The organism is Sulfitobacter sp. AS92 (assembly GCF_038900015.1).
In the GTDB taxonomy this organism is placed as follows: Bacteria; Pseudomonadota; Alphaproteobacteria; order Rhodobacterales; family Rhodobacteraceae; genus Sulfitobacter.
The window spans coordinates 25,038-38,733 of sequence record NZ_JBBMQL010000003.1 but is presented as its reverse complement, the minus strand read 5'-3'; the positions used below and the strand labels follow the sequence as shown (position 1 = coordinate 38,733).

Below are 13,696 nucleotides of genomic sequence, written 5' to 3'. Positions count from 1 at the left end.
CACGCGGTTTAGCTGGCGTCTTTGCATTCGTCGTATTCGCCGCGCACCTGAACGGTCACCGTCACTTCGGTCTTGTCACGGTTGCGCCAGAACCAGCCGTGTTCACCTGCGAAACCGGCGGTGATTTCGCCCTCTTCACCGGTCGAGCCGCGGCCTTTGTAATAGGTTTCGGATTGGCCCGAACCATGACCGTGCAGATCAAAGTTCACACGCCCCCCGTCGACCAACATAGCGTATTGCGCGGTCTGGCCTTCTTCCATCACCAACTTCCACTCGGCAGACTCGCCGGGGGCCAGTGTAAATGTGATCTCATCGCGCCATTCTTGCACGGGTTCAAACGGCACCTCTTCGGCATGGGCGGCCCCGACGAAGACGCTGAAGATGTCGTTCATCAGGCTGGACTGCTCTTGGGTCACAAGCGCGCCCTGCTCTTCCAGTGCCTTGATACGGTCCGCTTCCGCCTCTGCGGCAAGCTGGCTCTTGATCTTACCCATTTTGGCCAGACCGAGCACGCCGCCGATCCCGGTGGGGTCGATGTCGTATTCGGCGGGCAGCACCACGGTCACGAGGATCGCGACAGCGCTGGCCGCTGCAATGGCGGTGGAGCGGATGAGCTGCGCGGAGGTGGGCAATTCGTTCAGGCTTGGTTTATCTGCGTTGAACATGTGGTTCTCCTATTTGCTTAAGCAGCTACGAAATAGCCGGTGATTTGAAGGCCCATGAGGATGAACCCCATAGCCATCATGATGACGTTTGCTGTGTAGGCCTGGCGGAAGAAGTTGGGTGATCTCCCCCAAAAGCCCATGGCGATAAGGATGACGGCGAGCGCCATCAGCTGGCCGATTTCGACGCCCACGTTGAACGCCAGAAGGTTGGCCAAAAGCCCGTCCGGGGCGATCTCGTAGTCGAGAAGTTTGGTGGCCAGACCGGTGCCGTGGAAGAAGCCAAAGATCAGCGTTGCGACTTTGGTATTGGGCTGCACGCCGAACCAGCGTTGATAGGCGCCAAGGTTATCGAGCGCCTTATAGACAACCGACAGGCCAATAATGGCATCAACGATATAGGCATTAATGCCCCAGCCGAACCAAACACCCGCCAGCATCGTGGTCGAATGCCCCACAGCAAAAATGCTGACATAGATGCCGACGTCTTTCATCTTGTAGAGGAAGAAGACGACGCCGAACAGAAACAGGATGTGGTCGTGACCCGTCACCATGTGTTTGGCACCGAGATACATGAAGGGAATGATGTTCACCCCCCAGATTTCCTGAATATAGCCCGCATCCCCGGGCGTGACGTTATGCGCCAATGCATAGCTTGCGCTCTGAATGAGCAAGGTAACTGTGACAAGGGACAGGATCGCGATCCGGCGTGCGCCAAAATCGGTCCAGCCCCGTGGGACTGTGTTCATGGATTGAACTCCGCGTATGTGGTTTGTGAGGAATGGAGCGCCAGTGGCGCGGCCAGTCACACGCGCGGCGGTCGTTCTATCAGGTAAACTCTTGAGGTATTTGCAGAAGCGGCACTGAGCCGCCATGCGGCCCTGAAGACATCGACGGGTTGCGCGGCCAAGGCGCGGCCAAACACGACGGCTTGGCTATGATCATGGTCCGCACTGTCGTGACTGTGCCCATGCATGGCCCAAGCAAGGTCTTCTTCTAACCCGTGAGAATGCCCGTGATCCGCAATCATCTGTTCATGTTCTTGAAGAACATTCAGCACCGCAGGAACATGGGAGGAGGTAGGCACCACAGACCAGACAAGCACGGCCACACAGAGAAGCATCGCAAAAGCGGCTTGCCCAGTTGTCCGTAGAAAAGTCATCTGTCCTGTCTGCCCTCTCGTCAATTGCGCGGCGCTCTTCGCCGTCTTGCTCTATCCCCCCTAGGGGGATACGGTCTTAGTATGTCAGACACCCATATTCATGCAAGTCATCCCGCCCTCGTCGCCCGGCTGAAACGTGCCGATGGGCATCTACGGGCGGTGATTGCGATGTTAGAGGCAGGCAAGCCTTGCGTCGACGTGGCGCAGCAGCTTCAGGCCGTTGAGAAGGCTGTGACCAACGCCAAACGCGTGTTGATCCATGACCACATTGACCATTGCCTTGAGGTCGATGGCTCCGAAAGTGACCGCGCCGAACTCAAAGCGATCACCCGTTACCTCTGAGGGCGCTATGCTGGCTGTTCTATCGGATCGCACCTACCGACATCTATTCTTTGCCCAAGTTGTCGCGCTACTTGGGACTGGCTTGTCAACGATGGCGCTTGGCCTGTTGGCCTATGATCTGGCCGGGGATTGGGCGGCTATGGTGTTGGGCACCGTCTTCACGATCAAGATGGTGGCCTATGTCGCCATCGCGCCCATTGCCGGCGCCTTTGCCGAGCGCCTGCCGCGCCGCGCTCTTTTGGTCACGTTGGACCTGGTGCGGGCTGCGGTGGCCTTGGCCCTCCCTTTTGTGACCGAGGTTTGGCAGATCTATATCCTGATTTTCTTCCTGCAATCGGCTTCAGCCGCCTTCACGCCGACCTTTCAGGCAACCATCCCTGACGTGCTGCCCGACGAGGCGCGCTATACCAGAGCGCTGTCCTTGTCCCGTTTGGCCTATGACCTGGAGAACATCATCTCCCCCGCGCTGGCCGCTGTGCTGCTGACAGTGATGAGCTACAACACCCTGTTTCTCGGGACGGTCGCAGGTTTCGGGGCCTCCGCGCTGCTGGTGCTGACGGTCGTTCTACCCGCTCCCAAAGCGACAGTCCCGCGCGGGATTTGTGACCGCACCACGCGGGGGCTCCGGATCTACCTCGCAACGCCCCGGTTGCGTGGACTACTGGGGTTAAACCTCGCTGTGTCGTCTGCAGGCGCGATGGTTCTGGTGAACTCGGTCGTGCTGGTGCGGGGGCACCTAGGGCTTGATGATGCGGCACTGGCTTGGTCGATGTTTGCCTTCGGGGCTGGCAGCATGAGCGCGGCGCTGGCTCTGCCCAGATTGCTGGACAAATTTCCAGACAGACCCGTCATGCTGACAGGGGCTTGGCTGATGATGCTTGCTCTGTTTGGGATCGCAGCGGGCATCATGGTTTTCGGCTTATCTTGGCCCCTCCTGCTGGCGATCTGGCTGCTGATTGGTTTGGGCAATTCTGCGGTTCTAACCCCATCTGGCCGTCTCTTGCGCCGCTCGGCTCAGCCAGAAGACCGGCCTGCTGTCTTTGCGGCGCAATTCGCGCTGTCTCATGCTTGTTGGCTGCTCACTTATCCACTGGCAGGTTGGAGCATGACCGCATTCGGTACGGTTCCAGCGCTGATACTGCTGGGTAGTTTGGCCGCGCTCGGGATCGTAGCAGCACTGCGCGTTTGGCCCGCTGATGTATCGGATAACATGGGAGCGTCTAGCACTCATTTTTGAATAGGACGGATCGCAGTGTGGTGGTCACCGAACCGGGTCTCTTGTCCTCACGCATTAGGCGTCTTTTCATCGGCGGGATTAAGGCGCCAACCAATAGCATCCGGATCAGCAGCTCGTGGACCACGGACGGGCGCCCGGTGTGGCTATAGAAATCAGCAAGATATATGCGGATATCACTCAAGGCATGAAGCGCTGAAAGCCTATGTGCGCATCGAAAGCGCGCTACGGGTCTGGCGTTCACAATAGAGAAATCGGAAATTCCTGACATAGGGCGGCGCAAGCCGCTCTTTTTTCTTGGAGCACACCAGAAAGCGTCAAGAGACCAATTCGACGAGTCACCGCGGGACGAACCCTCCAGAAACTCCCCGCCCCTGACAGCTCGCGCACCGTGGAATTTGAGGCGTCTGGCTTTAGGCTGACGACCGGAGCGACGCCAGTTGGAGAAAAACTCTTAAATCCGTTATTGAACGCCGCTTCATCGCCCCATGTCCTTCAGGACAAGGGCGAACCAGTGCGTATACCACTTGGTTCGCTAAAACGAGAAAATCGGGCGTGTCCGCCCGATTGAGCCTTAATGCTTGTAAATTGGCGACTTTAACCCGGCCGATGGCTATTAATTGGTAGTCAAATCATCTGAAAAGTCAGGCAATTCAAGCCCACCCAAAAGCCTAACCTATTGACTTTACTGGTTCGGAATTTCATTTAGGCCGCCAGATTTTCCACTATGCACAGTATATTTCTTCCTAAGAATTATAAAAAAACCTATAAAATAAGGCCGCCCGAAGGGCTGCCTTATTTAAATTACTCAAAGACTTTATTGAACTAGCTGGGAATGTCGGATCTTCGGTAAATATTACATCCGAGGATTGCTTTAGGCGCGACAACTTCCACTTCCAGATCTTTGAGCATTTTCCACGCAGTACGCGTCGCCAATCCCTGATTGTACTGGGTAACCTTTCAGTGAGATATACTCGCGATTGAATGCCCTCTCTCGCTGCAGGTACGCTTCGGTCAGTCGATTTCTACGCTCCCGCGCCCGCAGAGAAAATTTAACTCAACCCATCTTACGAAGGCGGTTTCCGGCCCCGTAGCTGCCGTCCGGGTCTTAGAAACTTGCTGCGCAACAGCATGCAGAAAGCCGACATTCCACTGCGGTCGGCGAACGTTCTGATCCTTTGGAATCCAAAGGGCAACCTTCGCGTGTTTGCCGCACTTTCAAACGCTGAACACAACAATCCTTCATGTCTCGACCAGTGCGGATCAATCTGTTTCGCCTACAGTCCCATCCGACAGCACCGTGAGGAGAGGACACTCTGGACTGTCCGAACCGCTGCACTTCGCAATCGTTTCCGCCAAGACGGCCTCGATGTTCTGAAGATCCATTATCTTTGCCCGCACAACATCGAGATGATGCCGCCCACGCTTCTCAACTTCCGCGCAGGTATGGCTGCCGCGATCTACCATGCTGAGCAGGCCTCGGATTTCCTCCATCGTAAAGCCCAGTTCACGCGCCCGCATGATAAAGCCAAGCCGCTCAACATGTGCCGCCCCATAGCGGCGGTGCCCGGCGGGGCTGCGCGGTGGGTCGGGCATCAGACCGACGCCTTCATAATAGCGGATGGTCTCAAGGTTGCAGCCAGTCAGGCGCGCAAGGTCAGAGCGTTTAAGGTCGCTCGCAATACCGTGATCATCAGACATGCGTTTTCTCCTTGATCCTGTAGTTGCTACAGACCCTATCTTGCCAGTCATCACAGGGCAATAAAGAGCAAAGCGATGACAGATCACACCCCCGCGACAACCAACCAGCACGAGGATCGATCTGGTTGGCTCGCCACAGGCGCTGGCGTGCTCGGCGCGCTCGCCATGACTTCCTGCTGCATCCTGCCGCTTGTTTTGGTCAGTCTGGGTGTGACCGGGGTCTTCATCGGTCAGCTTACCGCCCTTTATGCCTACAAGTGGGTGACATTGAGCTTCGCGGCAGCGGCGCTCGCCTATGGGTTCTGGAAAGCTTACCGCCCAGTCCTTACTGACGCCTGCGCGAACGGCACCTGTGCGCGCCCGATTGAGCGCGGGCTGCTCTGGGGCGCTTTGCTTGTCGTGCTTCTTGCTCTGGCCTTTCCGGCACTCTCGCCCTTCCTTTTGACATTCTGACCATGAGGTCTCCCATGAAACTTCTTATCTCCACCATTGCGCTCATCCTTTCAGCCAGCGCAGCAATGGCCGCAGAGGCCACCACACGCGTCGATGTTGAGGGGCTCACTTGCCCTTCGTGCAGCTACATCGTCGCCACCGCGATGAAGCGCGTGGAAAGCGTCGAAATCCTTGAGTTCATCGAGGGCGATACGGAAAACGGTCTTTATGTCCTGCGCTATGACGATGCGCTCACCGACCCTGAGGTCATCATCGCTGCCGTGACTGGCGTTGGCTATGGCGCGTCATTGGCCGCGGAGAGCGGATCGTGAAGGAGGCAAAGGCACCCGGCAACCAGAGCGGTCTGCTCAAGGTTGGTCTTATCGGCACGGTCATCGCCGCTCTCTGCTGCTTCACGCCTGTACTAGTAATCCTATTCAGTGCGGTCGGACTTTCGGCGTTGCTGGGTTGGCTCGACTACGTGCTGTTGCCCGCGCTCGCCATCTTTATCGGCATTACAATTTACGCGCTCTGGAAGCGCCGCAATTGGGAGAACCCCTCATGAACGATAGCAATTCACCCCAAAACGGCCCCTATGATCTCGCCGTGATCGGCGCCGGCTCCGCTGGCTTTTCCGCTGCCATCACCGCGGCCGAGGCCGGTGCGCGCGTGGCACTGATCGGCGCAGGCACCATCGGCGGCACCTGCGTTAACGTGGGCTGTGTGCCGTCCAAAGCCCTGATCCGCGCGGTCGAGAGCCTGCATCACGCGCGTGCGGCGGGTCGATTTGACGGAATAGAGGCCGAGGCCCGCGTGACTGACTGGGCGGCTACAGTTACGCAGAAACAGGCGCTGGTCGAAGAGTTGCGCCAAACGAAATACGCGGATGTGCTGCCCCGGCATGAGAATGTCGATTACGTTGAAGGCCGGGCGACATTCGATGATGAAGGCAAGTTGACGGTCGATGGCAGCCTCTTTCCGGCGGCAAAAGTCATCCTCGCCACTGGCTCCCGCCCACATGTGCCTGCGATCCCGGGGATTGAGGAGGTCGATACGCTCGACAGCACGTCAGCGCTGGAGTTGACCGCTCTGCCAGCCTCCATGCTAGTCCTCGGCGCGGGCTATATCGGTGTGGAACTGGCGCAGCTTTTCGCGCGGGCCGGTGTTGCCGTGACGCTGGTCAGCCGCCGCGGCGTGCTTCCCGAAGCGGAGCCTGAGGTTTCGGCAGCGCTGGAGGGCTACTTGGCCGACGAGGGCATCCGACTGGTGCGTGCAAAAGGCTATGATCGCATCTCGAAGCAAGACGCCGCCATCGCACTGCACCTCTCGGATGGCCAAGTGCTGACAGCAGAACGGCTCGTGCTCGCAACTGGCCGCGCGCCAAACAGTGACGGGCTGAACCTCGCTGCCGCCGGGATTACGGTGGATGCGCGCGGAGGCATCTCGACTGACAAACAGATGCGCACCACTAACCCCAACATCTGGGCGGCAGGTGATGTCACTGGCCGCGACCAGTTCGTCTATATGGCCGCCTATGGAGCCAAGATCGCCGCCCGGAATGCTGTGGCGGATGAGACACGCACCTACGACAACGCGACCATGCCTTGGGTCGTCTTTTCTGATCCGCAGGTGGCCGGTGTCGGGCTTAGTGAAGCGCAGGCCCGTGCCGCTGGCCTTGAGGTCGTGACCTCCGTGCTGCCACTTGACGCTGTGCCGCGTGCGCTGGCGGCCCGCGATACGCGCGGGTTGATCAAGCTGGTGGCCGAAGCCGGGAGCAAACGGCTGCTCGGCGCACAGATCCTCGCGCCGGAGGGGGCCGACAGCATCCAAACCGCGGCCTTGGCGCTGAAAGCCGGGCTGACTTACGAGGAACTCGGCGATACGATCATGCCCTATCTCACCACGGTCGAAGGGCTGAAACTGGCGGCACTGACTTTCGAGAAGGACGTGGCCGCCCTGTCTTGCTGTGCGGGGTGAAGACATGACAGATCACTCTAACCACGATTGGCTGAGCACCCGGCGCGACAGCCTGCTTGCTTGGTGGCTCCCCATCGGCGCGATGCTTCTGGCGATTCCGTTTGCCGATGGCCCCAAAACCGCGATCTGGGTCGCCGCACTTGCTTGGATGGGCATCGCCTGTCTGCGCAATGCCCATCGCTGTGGCCGTGTGCACTGCCGCTACACCGGGCCGTTCCTGCTGGCGATGACGCTGCCGGTGCTTGCGTACGGGGCTGGCGTGTTGCCGCTGGGCGGCGACGGTTGGCGCTGGCTTGGGCTCTCGATCGGTCTCGGCGTGCCTGGGATCTGGTGGCTTAGTGAACGAATGCTCGGCCGATATCGTTGAGCCTGCAACAGACGCCTTCCGAACTCTCGACTTTAAGGAAATTTCATGACTGAAACACTTGACCTGATTGTCATCGGCGCCGGCATGGCCGGGGTCAACGCTGCGAAAAAGGCTGCGCGCGCAGGCTGGTCCGTCGCCATTGTGGACGAGTTGCCCTACGGCGGCACCTGTGCCCTGCGGGGCTGCGATCCAAAGAAGATGTTGCGCGCCGGGGCCGAGGCGGTCGACGCCGCGCGGCTGCTGAGCGGCAAGGGAGTGGCCGGTGACACGCGGATCGACTGGCCAGCCCTGATGAAGCACAAGGAAAGTTTTACGGACCCGGTGCCGGAGAACATGGAGGACGGGCTGAAGAAGGCCGGTGTGCAAACCTTGCATGGATCAGCCCGCTTTACCGCAGCGGATCGGATCGAAATCGATGGCCACGGCGCAATCACATTCGGTCACGCGCTGATCGCCACTGGCGCGAAACCGCGTCCGCTGGATTTTCCCGGTGCCGAGCGCCTGATCGACAGCACAGACTTTTTGAACCTGCCGGAACTGCCAAAGCGCATCGTCTTCGTTGGGGGCGGTTACATTTCCTTCGAGTTTGCTCATATCGCCGCACGAGCGGGCGCCGAGGTCACGATCCTTGACCACGGCGCAGGGCAGCTCAAGATGTTCGACCCTGATCTTGTCGATATGCTGCTGGAGCGCAGCCGCGCGGTGGGGATCGAAATTATTTCCGAAGCTAAGCCCGAACGGATTGAAGCTGCAAGCAAGGCGCAGCGCATTTTCTACAGCAAAGACGGTAATACTCATGTTAAAGAGGCCGACCTCATGGTTCACGGCGCAGGTCGCGTGCCGGCCGTCGATGAGTTGAATCTAAGCGCTGCTGGAATCGAAACTGAGCATGGCGGTGTGAAGGTTAGCCCTTGGCTGCAATCCACCTCCAACCCCCGCGTCTACGCAGCAGGAGACGCCGCGGCCTCCCCGGGCAAGCCCCTAACCCCAGTGGCCGTCTTCGAAGGCAAGATCGCCACTTCCAACATGCTGAAAGGCAAGCAGACCGAGCCGGATTACACAGGCGTGCCCAGCGTGGTGTTCACCATCCCCGAACTCGCACGGGTCGGCATGTTGGAAGAGGAAGCGCGCGAGACCGGCGATGTGGAGGTATCATTCACAGATACTTCCGGCTGGTTCTCCCAGAAACGTCTGGGCGAGACCCATGCAGGCGCTAAGATAATCTCGAATGCAGAGGGCAAGATCTTGGGCGCGCATATGTTCGGTCCGGACTACGCGGAACTCATCAATATCTTTTCACTGGCGATTAAGCTGGGGCTCACGGTTGATCAGATCAAGGCGATGCCCGCGGCATATCCAACGGGGGCGTCGGACATCGGTTCGATGCTCTAAGGTCGCCAAGTTGCTGCCAACCCCCGCTTCGAGAGCATGCGACGCGGCACCCTAACATGACCACAAGGACGTCATAAACAAGTATGTCAGATGCATTGCGCGAGCGTCTGCTCTTAATGTCGCGGGGGGCTCTCTTGCGCCCCTTAGAGAATGGCCGATGTCCGCCCTTGGTGCAGATCAGCACGAACGGCCCTCTCCGGACATTCGCCAAGCTGGCCATCGCTGCGCCGCAGCTTCTCCGAAATGGTCCTTGAAGGCAACGCGCAGCATCATCTCCAGTCCGAGGTCGGCAGAATGGGACAATGCACCATTTAGCTGCAGTTGCGCCAGGGTCCGCTTCGGTGATCAGAGCCGGTCAAAAACGGTCGTTTTCGCCAGTGGCAGAACGTATGAGTTTTTCGCCGCCAGGTGCTCCGAGGTGTAGCTAGCGCGCGCGCTGCGCCCCCTTGATCTTATGCATCCAAGACGGCGGCAGCTTTCATAGTGTTTTCCAGCCGCGCGATGAAGCTTTGGGACGTCAGCCCTTTCAAAAGCGTTTCACGCGCAGTGTGCCTGATTTGGTCGCGCTGTTCCGTGCTCTGCAGCACTCCGGTGCAGACTTCTTCAAGGTTGCTGTAATCCCAGGCCACCGGAAGATAGGTTTCACCAGGTATAAATATATCCGGATAAGTAACCACATGGGACATATCCGGTTTTACCAGAATGCTGCCACAGAGGATGGCTTCAAAGTCCCGCCAACACAGTTCACCATAGCCAAACGGGCTAAGCGTAAGCCAAGAACTGAGCATCTCACTGTAATAATCTTGCTGGGGCACTCGGTTGTTGGGCGCATGCACGCGCATCTTACCCTCGAGGGCGCGCATGGCCTCTACTGCACCATTGCGCATACCGTAGATCCAATTATCGGGCGTGACGCTGGCGCGGCAGGAGATGTCGATCGTCTTAGGTTTGCTAAGACTATCTGCGGAGATATCTCGAGAAAGGTCGTAGATTTTGTCATCCAGCCCAATGTTCCAACCCAATATGATCTTTGCGATTTGATCGTCGTTGAGGGCGGCAGTCTCGGAGATGATGTTGGCGCTAAAGTCCACACCGAAAGTCTGATGTGCGTAGTCGGTCAAGTTGGTCTTACCGTGGTAGCTGCGCTTATACGCTTTCACGTCAGAAAACTGGTGTTTTTTGATATAGGTATCACAGGCATCTATTACTTGCGGCCAGATCACACATTGATCGTCATCGCCGTCAAAAACCAAGCATTTCGCGCCCGCCGCGCGTGCCGCGGCAAACAAGCTTTGTGCAAGCGCTGCCGCCCTGTCGGCGGGCGTGTCAAAGGCCAGCTTCAATCCAACGGCGGCATAGCCAGACAGTTGTTCCTTGCTGATCGACGCAATTCGGTCTGTGGAACCGAACTCAAAAATCAGGCCTAGTTCGACCGCAATTGTCTGACGGAAACGGCGCAGGGGGGCAAATTGTTGTTCGCTGGTCACCTTCATTCCGTCACTGAGAAGTAGAACTCTGCGGGATTTGCGCCCAGACACAGAGGCCCGTTTAGCAGCAATGCGTGTGGCAACCCCTGTATTTAGCAAAGAACGTATCGCACGCCTTGATTTGCGCACAAGTGGCGAAGGCACGCCAGCGTCTGAGCTTAAGGTAAGTTTGGACATATCTGCCTCTGATCGGAATAAAGGGCATTGGCACATAGAAAACCATGCTAGGCAACTTTAAGCTGTGTAGGCTACACACTGTTGTGGGGCTAGGGAGTTTATTCATATGCACATTGGAATGGCAGGGGCAGGATTATCCTGCGCCGTGATTGGGCGGAGCCTTGCTGAGAGTGGTCATAAGATCACGATGTTTGAATCGCGCTCTCATATTGCTGGAAATTGTCACACGGAGCGAGACCCAAAATCTGGCGTGATGGTGCACGCCTATGGCCCTCACATCTTCCATACAAATGATGATGAAGTCTGGGAGTACGTCAACCAGTTCATGAGCTTCAAACCCTATGTAAACCGGGTTAAAGCGACGACAAAGGGCAAGGTATTTTCGCTCCCGATCAATCTGCTGACGATTAACCAATTTTTTGGCTCCACGATGTCGCCCAAAGAAGCACGTGAATTCATCGAAGAACGTGCTGACACATCCATCGAAGAGCCACAGAACTTTGAAGAACAAGCCCTGAAGTTCATCGGGCCGGAACTCTATGAAGCCTTCTTTTTAGGGTACACGCGTAAGCAATGGGGCAAGGAACCCACAGAAATTCCAGCCTCAATCTTAAAGCGGCTGCCGGTGCGGTTCAACTATGACGACAATTACTTCGCCCACCGTCACCAAGGCATGCCCGAGCATGGCTATACGGCAATGGTCGAGAATATCCTCAATCACCCCAACATCGAGGTGAACCTGAACACGAAGCTAGACCCCTCGGATGTCGAAGATTATGACCACGTTTTCTGGTCGGGCCCGCTAGACGCCTATTTCAAGCACAGGTTCGGGCGTTTGCAGTACCGCACACTGGACTTCGAACGCATCGAGAAAAGCGGCGATGCCCAAGGCTGCGCGGTAATGAATTATACCGATGAAGACGTGCCTTGGACTCGGATCACAGAGCATAAGCATTTCAGTCCGTGGGAGGCGCATGACGAAACAGTTCTTTTCCGCGAATATAGCCGTTCCTGTGAACCCGACGACATCCCGTATTATCCGATCCACCGCACCGATGGAGATACGCTATTAGAACAGTACCAAGAGGCCGCCGCCGCAGAGGAAGGCGTAACCTTCATAGGCCGGTTGGGGACCTATCGGTATATGGATATGGATGTCACGATCCGTGCGGCCTTGGACACTTTGGCAGAATGGCGCGGTGCCCACTCCAGCTAAGGCGCATGAGTTTCAGCACCATGGAATATTCCAAGAGAACTCGCGGCAGGTGAACACGACATGTCTTCGGTCTTCGATACGTCAAAGCAGGCCTCAGGAGTGTTTGCCTCTCCCTCAACAATCTGATTATTAATACTTATCTTACGCAATAAATTTCTAATACCACAAAAAATACCACTCCTTGTAAGAGCCAGCTCCTGCGGTAAATGTTGATAGGGCTCTGGAACATCCCTGATGTGACGTGCTTTTGTAATTGTTTCCACCCGAAAATTTCTTCGAATGTGGCATAGCGTTTTGGATGCAGACGTTGTTGTGGCACTGGGCAACGACCGACAGCGGACAAAGTGAGCTTTCGCTGCGGATGCTCCACTGTCCGCTTTGAAACAAGGCGAAATCAGACAATTCCCGCTAGATCAGTATATTTTAGGTGCACCTGTTCCAAGTTGAGCGGCGGCTTTTTCAAGGCTGTTATTCGCTGTCTCTGGTGAATTCTTATTGGGCATACCAGTTGATCGAACCTCTCGGCTGATTGGCTTGGGAGGTGACTGCAACTACGTGGATTGCCTTATGATCAAAAACGTATCTATGAGATAAGGCTCCGGTAAAACTTGGTGCTCTACCCATTCAAAGACCGCATCAGCGGTTCGAATACCCATTTCGACCGCAGGCAACTGAATGGTTGTGATAGAGGGAAAGGCGCTGGCCGATGATGGCAAGTCATCAATACCTATCAGTGACATTTCATCCGGAATCCGGACGTTACGTCGGTGAAGCTCGAACAAGGCACCAAGGGCGAGGACATCGGAGAGGCAAAGAATCGCAGTGATATGCGGTGCGGACTGAAAAAGCTCGTAGACCGCCTTAGCTGCCCCTTCGAAGGTCAGGTCGGTTTCGAAGTTGTGAAGTTCGCCCTGTCCATGCAACCCCGACAAACGCGCGCGCATCCTGTCGTGGCGCTCGATCGGGCCGTGAAACACTGCAATATGCTGATGGTTCTTGCTGATCAGAAATTCCAACGCTTTTCGGGATGCAGCAGTATTGTCATACCCAATTGTCGGGTAGCGATAGTCTGCGTCAAAGAACGAGGTCGCAACAGTTGGCATGCGTGTAAGGGCAACAAGCCGGTCAAATTCGGGACTACGGGTGACCCCCGAGACAATGAGTGCTTCGGCACCAATGTTTACCAACCTTTGTGCCTTCTGCGTCTCAACATCTGGGTCGCCATCGGTTGTCGCGATCACGAGCGACAGTCCATGCGCGCCTAGCCGGGATTCCAGGGCACCCAAAAAGCTGGAAAAGATCGCATTGTCCAGGGTCGGCACCAAAGCGCCAACGACATGGGTGCGGCCGGAATTGATAGAACGCGCCGCGGCGCTTGGAACAAAGTGCAAGGCATCAATGGCTGCCTGCACAGCCTGACGGGTCGAGGCCGTGACAAGATCCGGCGTGTTGAGAACCCGAGACACGGTCGCCACCGAAACGCCCGATGCGCTGGCGACATCACGCAGGTTGGCCCTTTTTCTGCTATTTTTTGAAGCCATTGTTTG

General features: G+C 56.9%; 15 protein-coding genes. 9 read left to right on the top strand and 6 right to left on the bottom strand.

Annotated features, from left to right (window positions below; genetic code table 11):
• Positions 1-8: 8 nt before the first annotated feature.
• From WNY61_RS06330 to WNY61_RS06320, 3 genes are read right to left on the bottom strand one after another with little or no spacing between them, the layout of a single operon-like run.
• Positions 9-665: a transmembrane anchor protein gene (locus WNY61_RS06330; protein ID WP_342850623.1), complete on the bottom strand. Its 657-nt coding sequence runs from the start codon at positions 663-665 to the stop codon at positions 9-11.
• A gap of 17 nt (positions 666-682) precedes the next feature.
• Positions 683-1,411 (bottom strand): HupE/UreJ family protein, encoded by a 729-nt coding sequence (locus tag WNY61_RS06325; RefSeq protein WP_342850622.1) that lies wholly within the window; start codon positions 1,409-1,411, stop codon positions 683-685.
• A gap of 56 nt (positions 1,412-1,467) precedes the next feature.
• Entirely contained in the window at positions 1,468-1,824 is a 357-nt protein-coding gene (locus WNY61_RS06320) for a hypothetical protein (RefSeq protein ID WP_342850621.1), read from the bottom strand.
• Positions 1,825-1,905: 81 nt separating this feature from the next.
• Between WNY61_RS06320 and WNY61_RS06315 the strand changes: the two genes are divergently transcribed.
• Both WNY61_RS06315 and WNY61_RS06310 read left to right on the top strand, forming a co-directional pair.
• Positions 1,906-2,166: a metal-sensing transcriptional repressor gene (locus tag WNY61_RS06315; RefSeq protein ID WP_342850620.1), complete on the top strand. Its 261-nt coding sequence runs from the start codon at positions 1,906-1,908 to the stop codon at positions 2,164-2,166.
• A 7-nt stretch (positions 2,167-2,173) separates the two neighbouring features.
• Positions 2,174-3,403, top strand: a complete 1,230-nt coding sequence (locus WNY61_RS06310; RefSeq protein ID WP_342850618.1) for an MFS transporter — start codon at positions 2,174-2,176, stop codon at positions 3,401-3,403.
• Positions 3,404-4,663: 1,260 nt separating this feature from the next.
• On the opposite strand, the gene WNY61_RS06305 is transcribed toward WNY61_RS06310, so the two are convergent.
• Positions 4,664-5,101, bottom strand: a complete 438-nt coding sequence (locus WNY61_RS06305; protein ID WP_342850617.1) for a helix-turn-helix domain-containing protein — start codon at positions 5,099-5,101, stop codon at positions 4,664-4,666.
• A 75-nt stretch (positions 5,102-5,176) separates the two neighbouring features.
• Here WNY61_RS06305 and WNY61_RS06300 point away from each other — a divergent pair, with 75 nt between their 5' ends.
• From WNY61_RS06300 to WNY61_RS06275, 6 genes are read left to right on the top strand one after another with little or no spacing between them, the layout of a single operon-like run.
• The gene (locus WNY61_RS06300; protein ID WP_342850616.1) at positions 5,177-5,554 is read left to right on the top strand and encodes a mercuric transporter MerT family protein; all 378 of its coding nucleotides are present in this window, start codon (positions 5,177-5,179) and stop codon (positions 5,552-5,554) included.
• Positions 5,555-5,568: 14 nt separating this feature from the next.
• Positions 5,569-5,865 (top strand): cation transporter, encoded by a 297-nt coding sequence (locus WNY61_RS06295; RefSeq protein ID WP_342850615.1) that lies wholly within the window; start codon positions 5,569-5,571, stop codon positions 5,863-5,865.
• Positions 5,862-6,098, top strand: coding sequence for a mercury resistance system transport protein MerF (gene merF, locus WNY61_RS06290; RefSeq protein ID WP_342850614.1), 237 nt, complete (start codon positions 5,862-5,864; stop codon positions 6,096-6,098). Before WNY61_RS06295 ends, merF begins: the two co-directional genes overlap by 4 nt.
• On the top strand, positions 6,095-7,510 hold the full coding sequence (gene merA, locus WNY61_RS06285; protein WP_342850613.1) for a mercury(II) reductase: 1,416 nt from the start codon (positions 6,095-6,097) through the stop codon (positions 7,508-7,510). Before merF ends, merA begins: the two co-directional genes overlap by 4 nt.
• A 4-nt stretch (positions 7,511-7,514) precedes the next feature.
• The gene (locus tag WNY61_RS06280; RefSeq protein WP_342850612.1) at positions 7,515-7,877 is read left to right on the top strand and encodes a hypothetical protein; all 363 of its coding nucleotides are present in this window, start codon (positions 7,515-7,517) and stop codon (positions 7,875-7,877) included.
• Between the two features lie 45 nt (positions 7,878-7,922).
• Entirely contained in the window at positions 7,923-9,269 is a 1,347-nt protein-coding gene (locus WNY61_RS06275) for an NAD(P)/FAD-dependent oxidoreductase (RefSeq protein ID WP_342850611.1), read from the top strand.
• A 452-nt stretch (positions 9,270-9,721) separates the two neighbouring features.
• On the opposite strand, the gene WNY61_RS06270 is transcribed toward WNY61_RS06275, so the two are convergent.
• Positions 9,722-10,762, bottom strand: a complete 1,041-nt coding sequence (locus WNY61_RS06270) for a glycosyltransferase (protein WP_342850610.1) — start codon at positions 10,760-10,762, stop codon at positions 9,722-9,724.
• A gap of 277 nt (positions 10,763-11,039) precedes the next feature.
• On the opposite strand from WNY61_RS06270, the gene glf reads away from it, so the two are divergent.
• Entirely contained in the window at positions 11,040-12,149 is a 1,110-nt protein-coding gene (gene glf / locus WNY61_RS06265) for a UDP-galactopyranose mutase (protein ID WP_342850609.1), read from the top strand.
• 551 nt (positions 12,150-12,700) lie between these two features.
• Here the strand turns inward: glf and WNY61_RS06260 are convergent.
• Positions 12,701-13,690, bottom strand: a complete 990-nt coding sequence (locus WNY61_RS06260) for a LacI family DNA-binding transcriptional regulator (protein ID WP_342850608.1) — start codon at positions 13,688-13,690, stop codon at positions 12,701-12,703.
• Between the last annotated feature and the right edge of the window lie 6 nt (positions 13,691-13,696).

Coding starts and splice junctions, on each gene's coding strand:
- merA (WP_342850613.1), top strand. CDS start 6,095: ATGAACGATAGCAATTCACCCCAAAACGGCCCCTATGATCTCGCCGTG.
- WNY61_RS06330 (WP_342850623.1), bottom strand. CDS start 665: ATGTTCAACGCAGATAAACCAAGCCTGAACGAATTGCCCACCTCCGCG.
- WNY61_RS06260 (WP_342850608.1), bottom strand. CDS start 13,690: ATGGCTTCAAAAAATAGCAGAAAAAGGGCCAACCTGCGTGATGTCGCC.
- WNY61_RS06325 (WP_342850622.1), bottom strand. CDS start 1,411: ATGAACACAGTCCCACGGGGCTGGACCGATTTTGGCGCACGCCGGATC.
- WNY61_RS06295 (WP_342850615.1), top strand. CDS start 5,569: ATGAAACTTCTTATCTCCACCATTGCGCTCATCCTTTCAGCCAGCGCA.
- WNY61_RS06310 (WP_342850618.1), top strand. CDS start 2,174: ATGCTGGCTGTTCTATCGGATCGCACCTACCGACATCTATTCTTTGCC.
- WNY61_RS06305 (WP_342850617.1), bottom strand. CDS start 5,101: ATGTCTGATGATCACGGTATTGCGAGCGACCTTAAACGCTCTGACCTT.
- WNY61_RS06320 (WP_342850621.1), bottom strand. CDS start 1,824: ATGACTTTTCTACGGACAACTGGGCAAGCCGCTTTTGCGATGCTTCTC.
- glf (WP_342850609.1), top strand. CDS start 11,040: ATGCACATTGGAATGGCAGGGGCAGGATTATCCTGCGCCGTGATTGGG.
- WNY61_RS06300 (WP_342850616.1), top strand. CDS start 5,177: ATGACAGATCACACCCCCGCGACAACCAACCAGCACGAGGATCGATCT.
- WNY61_RS06315 (WP_342850620.1), top strand. CDS start 1,906: ATGTCAGACACCCATATTCATGCAAGTCATCCCGCCCTCGTCGCCCGG.
- WNY61_RS06280 (WP_342850612.1), top strand. CDS start 7,515: ATGACAGATCACTCTAACCACGATTGGCTGAGCACCCGGCGCGACAGC.
- WNY61_RS06275 (WP_342850611.1), top strand. CDS start 7,923: ATGACTGAAACACTTGACCTGATTGTCATCGGCGCCGGCATGGCCGGG.
- WNY61_RS06270 (WP_342850610.1), bottom strand. CDS start 10,762: ATGAAGGTGACCAGCGAACAACAATTTGCCCCCCTGCGCCGTTTCCGT.